Source organism: Streptomyces ambofaciens ATCC 23877, from assembly GCF_001267885.1.
Taxonomy (GTDB): domain Bacteria; phylum Actinomycetota; class Actinomycetes; order Streptomycetales; family Streptomycetaceae; genus Streptomyces; species Streptomyces ambofaciens.
In genome coordinates this window covers 2336008-2350095 of sequence record NZ_CP012382.1, presented here as the reverse complement: position 1 = coordinate 2350095, position 14088 = coordinate 2336008, and the positions used below count along the sequence as shown (strand labels likewise).

The following is a 14088-nucleotide window of genomic DNA, read 5'->3' as shown; positions in this document are numbered from 1 at the left end:
TGGGACGCGGTGGGGGAGGATCCGGTTCCCGGCGGCGTCGCGCGCCGCCCGGACGGCCCTCAGTCGCCGTAGTCGGACATCGCCTCCAGCAGCCTGGCCGACGTCTGCGGCACCCGCACGCCGTGGATCAGCGAGACGGGGACGGGACGGGTGGACGCCCGCGCCGGAGTCTCCCAGCGCGGGGCCATCCGGGCGCAGTCACCGCGCAGCGACGCCAGGTCGCCGTCCAGGTCGGCCGGGGCGGGGTCGGCGGTCCTCGAGTTCGTCATAACAGAACCGTAGGCACGTCCCGGACCGCGAAGAAAGTTGTACTACCGGGTAGTTTTGCCTGCTTCGGGTCCGAGGAAGTCCCGGGTAGCGTGAACTGTCAACCCGCCCTCCCCTTCAGGAGAGAGTCCACGCCGTGCGCATCGCAGTCACCGGCTCCATCGCCACCGATCACCTCATGACCTTCCCCGGCCGTTTCTCCGACCAGCTCGTCGCGGACCAGTTGCACACGGTCTCGCTCTCCTTCCTGGTCGACCAGCTCGACGTGCGCCGGGGCGGGGTCGCCGCGAACATCGCCTTCGGCATGGGACAGCTCGGCACCCGGCCGATCCTGGTCGGCGCCGCCGGCTCGGACTTCGACGAGTACCGGGCCTGGCTGGACCGGCACGGCGTCGACACCGACTCGGTGCGCATCTCCGAGACGCTGCACACCGCCCGCTTCGTGTGCACCACCGACGCCGACCACAACCAGATCGGCTCCTTCTACACCGGTGCCATGAGCGAGGCCCGCCTCATCGAGCTGAAGACCGTCGCCGACCGCGTGGGCGGCCTCGACCTGGTCTCCGTGGGCGCCGACGACCCGGAGGCGATGCTCCGGCACACCGAGGAGTGCCGCGCGCGGTCCATCCCCTTCGCCGCCGACTTCTCCCAGCAGATCGCCCGGATGAACGGCGACGAGATCCGGATACTGCTGGACGGGGCGACCTACCTCTTCTCCAACGAGTACGAGAAGGGGCTGATCGAGACCAAGACCGGCTGGACGGACGAGGAGATCCTCGGCCGCGTCGGCCACCGGGTCACCACCCTCGGCGCCCGGGGCGTCCGTATCGAACGGGTCGGCGAGGAGACCATCGAGGTCGGCGTCCCGGACGAGGAGCGCAAGGCCGACCCGACCGGCGTGGGCGACGCCTTCCGCGCGGGGTTCCTGTCGGGACTGGCGTGGGGGGTCTCGCTGGAGCGGGCCGCGCAGGTCGGGTGCATGCTCGCCACGCTGGTCATCGAGACCGTGGGGACGCAGGAGTACCAGCTGCGGCGGGGCCACTTCATGGAGCGGTTCACCAAGGCGTACGGGGACGAGGCGGCCGCCGAGGTCCAGGCGCACCTGGGCTGACCGCGGGCGCGCCCACGCGTTCGCCTCGTGCGGGTGCGTGGGGGCCGGCCCGCCCGCGCGGCGGAGCCGCACCCGCGAGCGGCCCCCGCGCCCCGCGGTGGGTCAGCTGGTCCGGCGGACCACGTAAGCCGTTCCCGCCGCCGCCGGCGCTTCCCCCACGTACTCCTGGCCCCGCATCTCGCACCACGCCGGGATGTCCAGGCGGGCGGCCTCGTCGTCGGACAGGACGCGGACCGTGCCGCCGACGGGCACGTCGCCGATGACCTTGGCGAGTTCGATCACCGGGACGGGGCAGCGCCGCCCGAGCGCGTCCACCACGAGGTCGTCCCCCGTCCGGGGGGCGGCCTCCGTGGCCGTCGGCGCGCCCAGCCTCTCCCGCACCGCGGCCACCGTGCCCGGCAGCACCTCGAGGAAGCGCTCGACGTCCTCGGCCGGTGTCCCCGGCGGCAGCGACACCCGGACGTTGCCCTCGGTGAGCACCCCCATCGCCTTCAGGACGTGACTGGGCGTCAGGGTGCTGCTGGTGCAGGACGACCCGGAGGAGACCGAGAAACCCGCCCGGTCCAGCTCGTGCAGCAGGGTCTCCCCGTCGACGTAGAGACACGAGAAGGTGACGACACCGGGCAGCCGGCGCGCCGGGTCGCCGACCACCTCCACGTCCGGCACCAGAGCCGGCACCCGAGCCCGGATCCGCTCCGTCAGCTCCCGCAGCCGGGCCGCCTCCTCGGCCGCCTCGGCCCGCACCGCCCGCAGCGAGGCCGCCGCGGCGACGATCGCCGGAAGGTTCTCGAAACCGGGCGCCCGGCCCGACTCCCGCTCGTCCGCCGGGCCCTCGGGCGCGAACCGCGTGCCCTTGCGCACGACGAGCAGCCCGACCCCCGACGGCCCGCCCCACTTGTGGGCGCTCGCCGTGAGCAGCGACCAGTCGCCCTCGACGCGTCCCCACGCCAGCGACTGGGCCGCGTCCACCAGCAACGGCACCCCCGCCGCCCGGCAGGCCTCTCCCACCTCGGCCACCGGCTGCTCCGTGCCCACCTCGTGGTTGGCCGACTGGAGGCAGGCCAGGGCGGTGCCGGCGCGCAGGGCCCCCGCGTACGCCGCCGGGTCGACCGCCCCCGTCCGGTTCACCGGCACCCGGGTGACCGCCCCGCCGCCGGCCTCGTGCGTCTCGGCGGCGTGCAGTACGGAGGAGTGTTCGACGGCGGACACGATGAGGTGATTTCCGGCCCGACGCCGCCCGGCCAGTGCCCCGGAGACCCCCGAATGCACCGCCCGCGTCCCCGAAGGAGTGAACACCAGCTCGTCCGCCCGGCACCCCACGGCCTCCGCGGCCGCCTCCCGGGCGGCGTCGAGCAGCAACCGGGCCCGGCGCCCTTCCCGGTACAGCCGCGCGGGATCGGCCCACCCCTCGTCGAGGGACGCCAACAGCGCCTGCCGGGCGACGGGATGAAGAGGAGCAGCGGAAGCAGCGTCGAAGTAGGCCACAGGCCCACGCTATGACGTCCGGTGGGGAAACGCCCCGGAGGGGCGCGGGGAACCGCGCGAGCCGCCACAACGCACCGCGAGCCGCCGCGTAACCCCAGCTCGCACCCCTCGTGGGCGTCCCGTCCCACCCTTTCAGGGTGCCCCCCGGCGCGTATGCCACCCTCCCCGCGACCCCCCGGAGGGCGTCGGCTAGGGTTTGGTCCGCATAAACATCAAACCCCTGCCCGACGCAGGGCGGCGACCGACCAGCGAGAAGGCCGCAGCCGAACAGCGCGGGCGAGACTCTCGGGAAGGCGCTACGTGAGTCCCAACGGCTCCGACCGCTCGCCGCGGCGCCCGATGCGGCGGAAGCTGCTGCAGGCACTGACCGCGGGCCTGGTCCTGGCGACCGCCACCGGTTGCACATACGAGGACTTCCCCCGCCTCGGCATGCCCACCCCCACCACGGAAGAGGCTCCGCGGATCCTCTCCCTGTGGCAGGGCTCCTGGGCAGCCGCGCTGGCCACCGGCGTGCTGGTGTGGGGCCTGATCCTGTGGAGTTGCTTCTTCCACCGGCGCACCCGCACCAAGGTCGAGGTACCTCCGCAGAACAGGTACAACCTGCCCATCGAGGCGCTCTACACCATCGTTCCGCTCGTCATCGTCTCGGTGCTGTTCTACTTCACCGCCCGTGACGAGTCCGAGCTCCTGACCCTGAAGAAGAAGCCCGACGTCACGGTCAACGTGGTCGGCTTCCAGTGGAGCTGGTGCTTCAACTACGTCGAGAACGTCGACGGTTCCACCGGTGACGCCAAGACCTCCAAGGAACTGGCCGGCATCCCGGACCGGTACAAGGAGGACTTCCCGGCGAACGCCGGCGGCACCTTCGACTGCGGTGTCCCGAGCACGCGGAACCCGCAGACCAACAACCCGGGCCCGACCCTCTGGCTCCCCAAGGGCAAGACGGTCCGCTTCGTCCTCACCTCGCGTGACGTCATCCACTCCTTCTGGGTGGTGCCGTTCCTCATGAAGCAGGACGTCATCCCGGGCCACACCAACGCCTTCGAGGTCACCCCCAACAAGGAGGGCACCTTCATGGGCAAGTGCGCCGAGCTGTGCGGCGTGGACCACTCCCGGATGCTGTTCAACGTGAAGGTCGTCTCTCCGGAGCGCTACGAGCAGCACCTGAACGACCTCGTGAAGAAGGGGCAGACCGGTTACGTCCCCGCCGGCATCGAGCAGGCGGGCCACGAGAAGAACCGGGAGTCGAACATCCTGTGAGCATCCTCAACGAACCCCAGGGTGCCGCGGCAGGGTCCCACTATGAGGACGAGCTGCCGGTCCGGCGCCAGAGGCGTGGCGAGATCGTGGTCAAGTGGCTGACGACCACGGACCACAAGACGATCGGCACGCTGTACCTGGCCACGTCGTTCGCGTTCTTCGTGATCGGCGGCGTGATGGCGCTCTTCATGCGCGCCGAGCTGGCCCGGCCGGGTCTGCAGATCATGTCGAACGAGCAGTTCAACCAGGCGTTCACGATGCACGGCACGATCATGCTGCTGATGTTCGCGACGCCGCTGTTCGCCGGCTTCGCGAACTGGATCATGCCGCTGCAGATCGGCGCGCCGGACGTGGCGTTCCCGCGGCTGAACATGTTCGCCTACTGGCTGTACCTGTTCGGCTCGACGATCGCGGTGGGCGGCTTCCTGACCCCGCAGGGCGCGGCCGACTTCGGCTGGTTCGCCTACTCGCCGCTGTCCGACGCGGTGCACTCGCCGGGCATCGGCGGTGACCTGTGGATCATGGGTCTGGCCTTCTCCGGCTTCGGCACCATCCTCGGCTCGGTCAACTTCATCACCACGATCATCTGCATGCGCGCCCCGGGCATGACCATGTTCCGCATGCCGATCTTCACCTGGAACGTGCTGCTGACCGGTGTGCTGGTCCTGCTCGCCTTCCCGGTGCTGGCCGCGGCCCTGTTCGCGCTGGAGGCCGACCGCAAGTTCGGTGCCCACATCTTCGACTCGGCCAACGGCGGAGCCCTGCTGTGGCAGCACCTGTTCTGGTTCTTCGGGCATCCCGAGGTGTACATCATCGCGCTGCCGTTCTTCGGCATCGTCAGTGAGATCATCCCGGTCTTCTCCCGGAAGCCGATCTTCGGCTACATGGGCCTGATCGCGGCGACCATCGCGATCGCCGGTCTGTCGGTGACGGTGTGGGCGCACCACATGTACGTCACGGGCGGCGTGCTGTTGCCGTTCTTCTCGTTCATGACCTTCCTGATCGCGGTCCCGACCGGTGTGAAGTTCTTCAACTGGATCGGCACCATGTGGAAGGGCTCGATCAGCTTCGAGACCCCGATGCTGTGGTCCACCGGCTTCCTGATCACCTTCCTCTTCGGTGGTCTGACCGGTGTCATCCTGGCCTCGCCGCCGCTGGACTTCCACGTCTCGGACTCGTACTTCGTGGTGGCGCACTTCCACTACGTGGTGTTCGGCACGGTGGTGTTCGCGATGTTCGCCGGCTTCCACTTCTGGTGGCCGAAGTTCACCGGCAAGCTGCTGGACGAGCGCCTGGGCAAGATCACCTTCTGGACGCTGTTCATCGGCTTCCACGGCACGTTCCTCGTCCAGCACTGGCTGGGTGCCGAGGGCATGCCGCGCCGGTACGCCGACTACCTGGCGGCCGACGGCTTCACGGCCCTGAACACGATCTCGACGATCAGCTCGTTCCTGCTCGGCATGTCGATGCTGCCGTTCTTCTACAACATCTGGAAGACGGCCAAGTACGGCAAGCCGGTCAACGTGGACGACCCGTGGGGCTACGGCCGTTCGCTGGAGTGGGCGACCTCCTGCCCGCCGCCGCGGCACAACTTCCTCACCCTGCCGCGCATCCGCAGTGAATCCCCGGCCTTCGACCTGCACCACCCGGAGATCTCCGCGCTGGACCAGCTGGAGAACGTCGGTCACGGTGAGAAGGCCCTCGCCGGCGGCAAGGAGGCCGGGAAGTGAAGATCCAGGGCAAGCTCTTCATCTGGCTGAGCGTCTTCATCCTGGCCGTCGCGATCGTCTACGGCTACTGGTCGAAGGAGCCGGCCGGCACCACGGCCCTCTTCCTGGCCTTCGGCCTGGCCATCATGATCGGCTTCTACCTGGCCTTCACGGCCAAGCGGGTGGACGCCGGGGCCCAGGACAACAAGGAAGCGGACGTCGCGGACGAGGCCGGCGAGGTCGGGTTCTTCAGCCCGCACAGCTGGCAGCCGCTGGCGCTCGGTCTCGGCGGCGCGCTCGCCTTCCTGGGCGTGGCCGTCGGCTGGTGGATCATGTACTTCTCCGCGCCGGTCATCCTCGTGGGCCTGTTCGGCTGGGTCTTCGAGTACTACCGCGGGGAGAACCGCACCCAGTAGCACGCGTCGGACGCCGAGGGGCCCGGACACTCCGTCAGGAGAGTCCGGGCCCCTTCGTCTGCCGCAGCCGCCCTCACTCGTACGGGTTACCCGCCGTGCCGCCGTTGACGTCGCTCCCTAGCGTGAGGACATGAGCAGCAACACGGTTCACTTCCAGGCGCGGGGGCGTACGGTCGTCGGCTGCACCCTGCTGGTGATCGCCCTCGGCGCGAGCGTCACCGCCTGCACCGGCGACGCCGACAATCCGCTGACGGCCGCGCCGTACGACGCGGCCGGCCAGATCTCCTTCAACGGCCCCACGGACGCCGGGAAGAAGGCCGACCCGGACAAACCCCTGGAGGTCGTCGCCGAGGGCGCGGACGGCCGCATCACGGACGTCACGGCCGTGGACGCGGCGGGCCGCTACGTGGCGGGCGAACTCTCCGCGGACGGGGCCCGCTGGCACAGCACCTCCCCGCTGGCCGCCAGCGCCCGGTACACCGTCCGGGTCAGCACCGAGGACGGCGACGGCGCGCCCGGCCGCAAGGTCCTCACCTTCGAGACCGGACGGCCGAGCGCGAAGAAGACCCTGGACGTCGCCTTCGGGCCCGAGGCGGGCGCGTACGGGGTCGGACAGCCCATCACGGCGGAACTGAACCAGCCGGTCCGGGACAAGGCCCAGCGGGCCATAGTGGAGCGCGCCCTGAAGGTGCGGTCCACCCCCGCCGTGGAGGGCGCCTGGCACTGGGTGGACGACAAGAAGCTCCACTACCGGCCCAGGGAGTACTGGCCCGCCCACGCCACGATCGAGGTGCGCAGCGCCCTCGACGGCATCAAGATCGGCGACCGGATGTGGGGCGGCGCCGCCAAGCCGCTGAGGATCACCACGGACGACCACGTGGTGGCCGTCACCGACGCCGCCACGCACACGCTGACGCTCTTCCAGGACGGCCGCGAGGTCCGGCAGATCCCCGTCACCACCGGCAAGCCCGGCTTCGAGACCCGCAACGGCGTCAAGGTCGTCCTGGGCAAGGAACCCTTCGTACGCATGCGCAGCACCACCGTCGGCATCGCCGAGGGCTCCTCGGAGTCGTACGACCTGCCGGTGTACTTCGCCACCCGGGTCACCTGGAGCGGCGAGTACGTGCACGCGGCCCCCTGGTCCGTCGGCTCCCAGGGCTCCGCCAACGTCAGCCACGGCTGCGTCGGGATGAGCACCGCCAACGCGGAGTGGTTCTTCGGCGCCGTCCAGGAGGGCGACCTCGTCGAGGTGGTCAACTCCGGTGGCGAGACGATGGAGTCCTTCGGCAACGGCTTCGGCGACTGGAACCTGGACTGGAACAGGTGGCGCACGGGAAGCGCCCTGACGGGCGGCACCCCGGACGCTCCCGGGGCGGCGGAGCAGGCCCGACTGCGCCCGGAGAGCGTGTGAGGACGTTCGAGGACGCCCCCGGGGGCGGCGCACCGGGGGACGCGGGACGGCCGGCGCACGGCCCGGCCGCGCGGACGCGACGGGCCGCGGCGGCGCCGTACCGTCCCCGGCGACCCCTGCCCCGGGCCCCTCGGGCGCCCCTAGACGCCCTGCAGCCTCTTCTGCCGCAGCAGGGAGGCCAGCGCGCCCGCGAACTCGACGGGCTCCACCGGGAGCGTCACAGCCGCCTCGGCGCGGCTCCAGGTCGCCAGCCACGCGTCCTGCGGCCGTGCGATGAGCAGCAGCACCGGAGGACAGTGGAAGACCTCGTCCTTGATCTGCCGGCACAGCCCCATGCCACCCATGGGAACCGCCTCGCCGTCCAGGACGCAGACGTCGATGCCGCCCTTGTCCAGCTCCTTGATCGCGGCGGCCGGGGTGGCGCACTCCACGAACTCGACCACGGGCACGTCCGGAGCCGGCCGGCGACCGGTCGCCAGCCGCACCTGCTCGCGGGTGTTGGAGTCGTCGCTGTAGACCAGCACCGTGGCGGTCGCCTGCATGCTTCCTCCGATACGCGGTGAAGACCGATGAAGCCCGTCGGGACTGTCGTAGTCCGTGCGCCGGATGCTACTCCCTCGTCCAGCCCGTCAACACTGGTTCGGACAGGGCTTCGACGGGCCGTTCGATGGGCCATACGGGCAGTACAGACGGGGCGGACACTCCGAACGGCACCCCCCGGGGTGAGGGCGGGATAAGCGACCGACATAATGTCGGTCGTGGCGACAGCAACGACAGTAGAAACCGGGCACGCGCACCCGTCGGTCAACCGGCCGAACCTCACCAGCGTCGGAACCATCATCTGGTTGAGTTCCGAGCTGATGTTCTTCGCGGCCCTCTTCGCGATGTACTTCACCCTGCGATCGGTGACCGGCCCGGACTTCTGGTCCGAGAAGGCCGACGCGCTGAACTTCCCGTTCTCCGCGACGAACACCACGATCCTGGTGCTCTCCTCCCTCACCTGTCAGCTCGGCGTGTTCGCGGCCGAGCGCGGTGACGTGAAGAAGCTCCGGATGTGGTTCATCGTCACCTTCGTGATGGGTGCGATCTTCATCGGCGGTCAGGTGTTCGAGTACACCGAACTGGTCAAGCACGAGGGCCTCTCGCTCTCGTCGGACCCGTACGGCTCGGTGTTCTACCTGACCACCGGCTTCCACGGACTGCACGTGACGGGCGGCCTCATCGCCTTCCTGCTGGTCCTCGGCCGCACCTACGCGGCCCGGAGGTTCACCCACGAGCAGGCGACCGCGGCCATTGTCGTGTCCTATTACTGGCACTTCGTCGATGTCGTCTGGATCGGCCTCTTCGCCACGATCTACATGATCAAGTAGTCGCGGCACGCACCCGCCCAATACCAGAAGCATCGACGCAGAAGATCCTGACACCGGGGTAATCCGTGAAAAAGCTCTCCGCACGACGACGCCACCCGCTGGCGGCGCTCGTCGTCCTACTCCTCGCGCTGGCATGCACAGGGGGGCTGTACGCCGCGTTCGCACCCGCGAGCAAGGCGCAGGCCGATGAAACCGCCCAGTCCCTCGCCATCGAAGAGGGCAAGAAGCTCTACGCCGTCGGCTGCGCCAGCTGCCACGGCACCGGAGGTCAGGGCACCACCGACGGTCCGAGCCTCGTCGGCGTCGGTGCCGCGGCCGTCGACTTCCAGGTGGGCACCGGCCGCATGCCGGCCCAGCAGCCGGGCGCTCAGGTCCCGCGCAAGAAGGTGATCTACACCCAGGCCGAGATCGACCAGCTGGCCGCCTTCGTGGCGTCGCTGGGCGCCGGTCCGGCCATCCCGTCGGAGGAGAAGTACGGCCCGGAGGGCGCGGACATCGCCAAGGGCGGTGAGCTGTTCCGCAACAACTGCGCGCAGTGCCACAACTTCACCGGCAAGGGTGGCGCGCTGACGCACGGCAAGTACGCGCCGAGCCTCGAGGATGTCGACCCCAAGCACATCTACGAGGCCATGCAGACCGGCCCGCAGAACATGCCCTCCTTCCCCGACACCACGATGTCCGAGCAGAACAAGAAGGACATCATCGCCTACCTGCACGCGGTCAACAGCGACGACACCGAGAACCCCGGCGGCCTCAGCCTCGGCGGACTGGGCCCGGTCAGTGAGGGTCTGTTCGCGTGGGTCTTCGGACTGGGCGCGCTGATCGCGGTCGCCGTCTGGGTCGCCGCTCGGACCGCAAAGGCCAAGAAGTCATGAGTAGCCAAGACATTCCAGAAGAGAACCTGCCCGCTGAGCAGGGCACCGCGCACGGCGCGGTGAAGGTCGCGGACGACAAGAACCCGTTCGCCGACCCGGGGCTGCCGCCCCACGAGCACCGTGTCCAGGACATCGACGAGCGGGCCGCCAGGCGGTCCGAGCGCACGGTGGCCCTGCTGTTCACGCTGTCGATGCTGGCCACCGTCGGCTTCATCGCCGCGTTCGTGACGATCCCGGTCGACCAGTCGGTCTACATCTTCCCGATCGGTCACATCAGTGCGCTGAACTTCGCGCTCGGCATGACGCTCGGCGTCGCGCTGTTCGCGATCGGCGCGGGCGCGGTCCACTGGGCCCGCACCCTGATGTCCGACGAGGAGATCGCCGACGAGCGCCACCCGATCGAGGCGGAGCCCGAGGTCCGTGCCAAGGTCCACGCGGACTTCAAGCAGGGTGCCAAGGAGTCCGTCATCGGGCGCCGCAAGCTGATCCGCAACACGATGTTCGGCGCGCTGACCCTGGTCCCGCTCTCCGGTGTCGTCCTGCTGCGCGACCTCGGTCCGCTGCCCGAGACCAAGCTCCGCCACACCCTGTGGTCCAAGGGCAAGCTGCTGGTCAACATGAACACCCACGAGCCGCTGCGTCCCTCCGACGTCGCGGTGGGCTCCCTCACCTTCGCCATGCCCGAGGGCCTGGAGGAGCACGACGAGGAGTTCATGACCGAGATCGCCAAGGCGGCCCTGATGATCATCCGGCTGGAGCCGGAGGCCATCAAGGACAAGCGCGAGCTCGAGTGGTCGCACGAGGGCATCGTGGCGTACTCGAAGATCTGCACCCACGTCGGTTGCCCGATCTCCCTGTACGAGCAGCAGACGCACCACGCGCTCTGCCCCTGCCACCAGTCCACCTTCGACCTTGCCGACGGCGCCCGGGTGATCTTCGGTCCCGCCGGTCACGCCCTGCCGCAGCTGCGCATCGGCGTGAACGACGAGGGTTACCTCGAAGCGCTCGGCGACTTCGAAGAGCCCGTCGGTCCTGCCTTCTGGGAGCGCGGATGAGCACTACAGCGAACGAAGCCCCCCGCTCTCGCGGGAAGGCACCGGCCGGCGAGCGCGTCGCCGACTGGGCCGACGGCCGGCTGGGGATCTACTCCCTGGCCAAGGCCAACATGCGCAAGATCTTCCCCGACCACTGGTCGTTCATGTTGGGTGAGGTCTGCCTCTACAGCTTCATCATCATCATCCTCACGGGTGTGTACCTGACGCTGTTCTTCCACCCCTCGATGAACGAGGTCACGTACCACGGCTCGTACGTGCCGCTGCAGGGCCAGCTGATGAGTGAGGCGTACGCCTCGACGCTGGACATCAGCTTCGACGTCCGCGGTGGTCTGCTCATCCGGCAGATCCACCACTGGGCGGCGCTGATCTTCCTGGCCGGCATGTTCGTGCACATGATGCGCGTCTTCTTCACGGGTGCGTTCCGCAAGCCGCGTGAGATCAACTGGCTGTTCGGCTTCCTGCTGTTCGTCCTCGGCATGTTCACCGGCTTCACCGGTTACTCGCTCCCGGACGACCTGCTCTCGGGCACCGGCATCCGCTTCATGGAGGGCGCGATCCTGTCCGTGCCGATCGTCGGCACGTACCTCTCGTTCTTCCTCTTCGGCGGGGAGTTCCCCGGCCACGACTTCGTGGCCCGGTTCTACTCGGTCCACATCCTGCTGCTGCCGGGCATCATGCTCGGCCTGGTGGTCGGCCACCTGATCCTGGTCTTCTACCACAAGCACACGCAGTTCGCGGGTCCGGGCAAGACCAACAAGAACGTCGTCGGCATGCCGCTGCTGCCGGTGTACATGGCGAAGGCCGGAGGCTTCTTCTTCCTGGTCTTCGGCGTGATCGCCGCCATCTCGGCGATCGCCACGATCAACCCGATCTGGTCCATCGGCCCCTACCGGCCGGACATGGTCTCCACCGGCGCCCAGCCGGACTGGTACATGGGCTTCTCCGAGGGCCTGATCCGCGTGATGCCCGGCTGGGAGATCAACTTCTGGGGTCACACGCTGGTCCTGGGTGTGTTCGTCCCGCTGATGATCTTCCCGTTGGTCCTGGTGGCGATCGCGGTCTACCCGTTCATCGAGTCCTGGGTCACCGGCGACAAGCGCGAGCACCACATCCTGGACCGCCCGCGCAACGCCCCGACGCGGACCGCGTTCGGTGTCGCCTGGATCACCGAGTACTTCATCCTGCTGATCGGTGGCGGCAACGACATCTGGGCCACGCACTTCCACCTGTCGATCAACGCGATCACCTGGTTCGTCCGCATCGCGTTCTTCGTCGGCCCGGTCATCGCGTTCATCGTCACCAAGCGGATCTGCCTCGGCCTCCAGCGCCGGGACAAGGAGAAGGTGCTGCACGGCCGCGAGTCGGGCATCATCAAGCGCCTGCCGCACGGTGAGTTCATCGAGGTCCACGAGCCGCTCAGCCAGGAGCAGCTGCACACCCTCACGGCTCACGAGCAGTACAAGCCGGTCGAGATCGGCCCGACGGTCGACGAGAACGGCGTCGAGCGCAAGGTCAAGGGCACCGAGAAGCTCCGCGCCAAGCTCAGCAAGTCGTACTACGGCGAGGAGTCGCAGATTCCGAAGCCGACCGTCGAGGAGTACAAGGAGATCACGAGCGGCCACGGCCACCACTGACCCTCCAGCGTCGCCACACCACGGTCGAAGGGCCCCGTCCGTTCCGCGGACGGGGCCCTTCGCCGTGCCCGGGGCTGGATAGGGTGGGACCACACCTTCCTTCCGCAGTACACACGACACAGGAGCGGCTCATGAGCGCTGTGACCCCCGCTGGAGGCGACAACGCGGCGGGCCGCTCCTGGCCCGCCCTGCTGAACGGACTGCTGGACGGCCAGGACCTGTCCGCGGACGACACCGCCTGGGCGCTGGACGTGATCATGCGCGGCGAGGCGACCGACGCGCAGATCGCCGGCTTCGCGGTGGCCCTCAGGTCCAAGGGGGAGACCGTCGAGGAGATCTCCGGTCTCGTCCGCACCATGTACGCCCACGCCAACGTGATCGAGGTGCCGGGCGAGACGGTCGACATCGTCGGCACCGGCGGCGACGGCGCCAAGACGGTCAACATCTCCACCATGTCGGCGATCGTCGTGGCCGGCACCGGAGCGAAGGTCGTCAAGCACGGCAACCGGGCCGCCTCCTCGGCGTCCGGTGCCTCCGACGTCCTGGAGAAGCTCGGGGTCAATCTGGAGCTGACGCCGAAGCGGGTGGCGGAGGTCGCCGAGGAGGCCGGCATCACCTTCTGCTTCGCCGTGAAGTTCCACCCGGCGCTGCGCCACGTGGCGGCGGCACGCGGCCAGCTGGGCATCCGCACGGTGTTCAACTTCCTGGGTCCGCTGACCAACCCCGCCCGGGTCAAGTCCCAGGCCATCGGGGTGGCCCACGCCCGCATGGCGCCGATCATCGCCGGGGTCTTCGCCGAACGCGGCCACTCGTCCCTGGTGTTCCGCGGCGACGACGGCCTCGACGAGCTGACCACGACCTCCACCTCCCGGGTGTGGGTCGTGCGGGACGGCCGGGTGACCGAGGAGACCTTCGACCCGCGCGACGTCGGCCTCGAACTGGTGCCGGTCGAGGCACTGCGCGGCGCTGACGCCTCCTACAACGCCGACGTCGCCCGACGTCTGCTGAACGGCGAGACGGGCCCGGTGCGGGACGCGGTGCTGCTGAACTCGGCGGCGGCCCTGGTGGCCCTGGAGCCGGGCGACGAGCCGCTGACCGCGCGCATCCGGGCCGGCATGGACCGGGCCGCCGAGGCGATCGACTCGGGTGCCGCGCGCCGCGCCCTGGAGCGCTGGGTGGCCGCGAGCAACGCGTAGCCGCCTCTCGTGTGACGTGCGTCCCGCGATCCGGACTCGGGTTGCGGGGCGCCGATCTTTTCCCCTAGGTTTTTCGACAGGTCATGAGTGACAGTCATGAGGCCCCGGCCGACTGTCCGGCAACCCTCCGTCCGTGGCGGGGTGCCCCGGGTGAAGACCAGGTCGTGGACAGCAAGGTCCGCGGCAAGCGCGGACCCCTCGCGAAACCAGGGGTCCTGGGTCGTCCGAGGGAGTCTCCCGTGAACCAGCGAATGCGATAGGGCCGCAGAGCCCCGCCTCCGCACCTCCTTTTCCTTTCC

Annotated in this window: 13 protein-coding genes and 1 riboswitch; of the genes, 10 read left to right on the top strand and 3 right to left on the bottom strand. The window is 69.3% G+C overall.

What is annotated here, in order from left to right; all coding sequences use genetic code 11:
• Positions 1-59: 59 nt before the first annotated feature.
• A complete protein-coding gene (locus tag SAM23877_RS10590; protein WP_053129608.1) occupies positions 60-269 on the bottom strand; it encodes a hypothetical protein in 210 nt (69 codons plus the stop codon).
• A gap of 134 nt (positions 270-403) precedes the next feature.
• Between SAM23877_RS10590 and SAM23877_RS10585 the strand changes: the two genes are divergently transcribed.
• A complete protein-coding gene (locus tag SAM23877_RS10585; RefSeq protein ID WP_053129605.1) occupies positions 404-1378 on the top strand; it encodes a carbohydrate kinase family protein in 975 nt (324 codons plus the stop codon).
• Positions 1379-1480: 102 nt separating this feature from the next.
• Here SAM23877_RS10585 and SAM23877_RS10580 read toward each other — a convergent pair whose 3' ends face one another.
• Positions 1481-2863 (bottom strand): cysteine desulfurase/sulfurtransferase TusA family protein, encoded by a 1383-nt coding sequence (locus SAM23877_RS10580; protein ID WP_079030127.1) that lies wholly within the window; start codon positions 2861-2863, stop codon positions 1481-1483.
• A 300-nt stretch (positions 2864-3163) separates the two neighbouring features.
• Here SAM23877_RS10580 and ctaC point away from each other — a divergent pair, with 300 nt between their 5' ends.
• The 4 genes from ctaC (at position 3164) to SAM23877_RS10560 (ending at position 7659) form a co-directional block, all read left to right on the top strand.
• Complete coding sequence (gene ctaC / locus SAM23877_RS10575; RefSeq protein WP_053129593.1) at positions 3164-4123, top strand: aa3-type cytochrome oxidase subunit II; 960 nt, start codon at positions 3164-3166, stop codon at positions 4121-4123.
• Complete coding sequence (gene ctaD, locus SAM23877_RS10570) at positions 4120-5853, top strand: aa3-type cytochrome oxidase subunit I (protein ID WP_053129590.1); 1734 nt, start codon at positions 4120-4122, stop codon at positions 5851-5853. The genes ctaC and ctaD overlap by 4 nt, the downstream gene beginning before the upstream one ends.
• Positions 5850-6248, top strand: a complete 399-nt coding sequence (locus SAM23877_RS10565) for a cytochrome c oxidase subunit 4 (RefSeq protein ID WP_053129587.1) — start codon at positions 5850-5852, stop codon at positions 6246-6248. Before ctaD ends, SAM23877_RS10565 begins: the two co-directional genes overlap by 4 nt.
• A 130-nt stretch (positions 6249-6378) precedes the next feature.
• Positions 6379-7659 carry a L,D-transpeptidase gene (locus tag SAM23877_RS10560; protein ID WP_053129582.1) on the top strand — a complete coding sequence of 427 codons (1281 nt, stop codon included), beginning with the start codon at positions 6379-6381 and terminating at the stop codon, positions 7657-7659.
• Between the two features lie 140 nt (positions 7660-7799).
• Here SAM23877_RS10560 and SAM23877_RS10555 read toward each other — a convergent pair whose 3' ends face one another.
• A complete protein-coding gene (locus tag SAM23877_RS10555; protein ID WP_053129579.1) occupies positions 7800-8201 on the bottom strand; it encodes a response regulator in 402 nt (133 codons plus the stop codon).
• Positions 8202-8408: 207 nt separating this feature from the next.
• Between SAM23877_RS10555 and ctaE the strand changes: the two genes are divergently transcribed.
• The 5 genes from ctaE to trpD all read left to right on the top strand — a co-directional run bounded on the left by ctaE (position 8409) and on the right by trpD (position 13789).
• On the top strand, positions 8409-9029 hold the full coding sequence (gene ctaE / locus SAM23877_RS10550; RefSeq protein ID WP_029393865.1) for an aa3-type cytochrome oxidase subunit III: 621 nt from the start codon (positions 8409-8411) through the stop codon (positions 9027-9029).
• Between the two features lie 65 nt (positions 9030-9094).
• Positions 9095-9904 (top strand): cytochrome bc1 complex diheme cytochrome c subunit, encoded by an 810-nt coding sequence (gene qcrC, locus SAM23877_RS10545; RefSeq protein ID WP_053129576.1) that lies wholly within the window; start codon positions 9095-9097, stop codon positions 9902-9904.
• The gene (gene qcrA / locus SAM23877_RS10540; protein ID WP_053129572.1) at positions 9901-10959 is read left to right on the top strand and encodes a cytochrome bc1 complex Rieske iron-sulfur subunit; all 1059 of its coding nucleotides are present in this window, start codon (positions 9901-9903) and stop codon (positions 10957-10959) included. The genes qcrC and qcrA overlap by 4 nt, the downstream gene beginning before the upstream one ends.
• Entirely contained in the window at positions 10956-12593 is a 1638-nt protein-coding gene (gene qcrB, locus SAM23877_RS10535; RefSeq protein WP_053129570.1) for a cytochrome bc1 complex cytochrome b subunit, read from the top strand. The genes qcrA and qcrB overlap by 4 nt, the downstream gene beginning before the upstream one ends.
• 131 nt (positions 12594-12724) lie before the next feature.
• On the top strand, positions 12725-13789 hold the full coding sequence (trpD, locus tag SAM23877_RS10530) for an anthranilate phosphoribosyltransferase (RefSeq protein WP_053129567.1): 1065 nt from the start codon (positions 12725-12727) through the stop codon (positions 13787-13789).
• Between the two features lie 79 nt (positions 13790-13868).
• Positions 13869-13985: riboswitch (SAM riboswitch) on the top strand.
• The last annotated feature ends 103 nt before the right edge of the window (positions 13986-14088 follow it).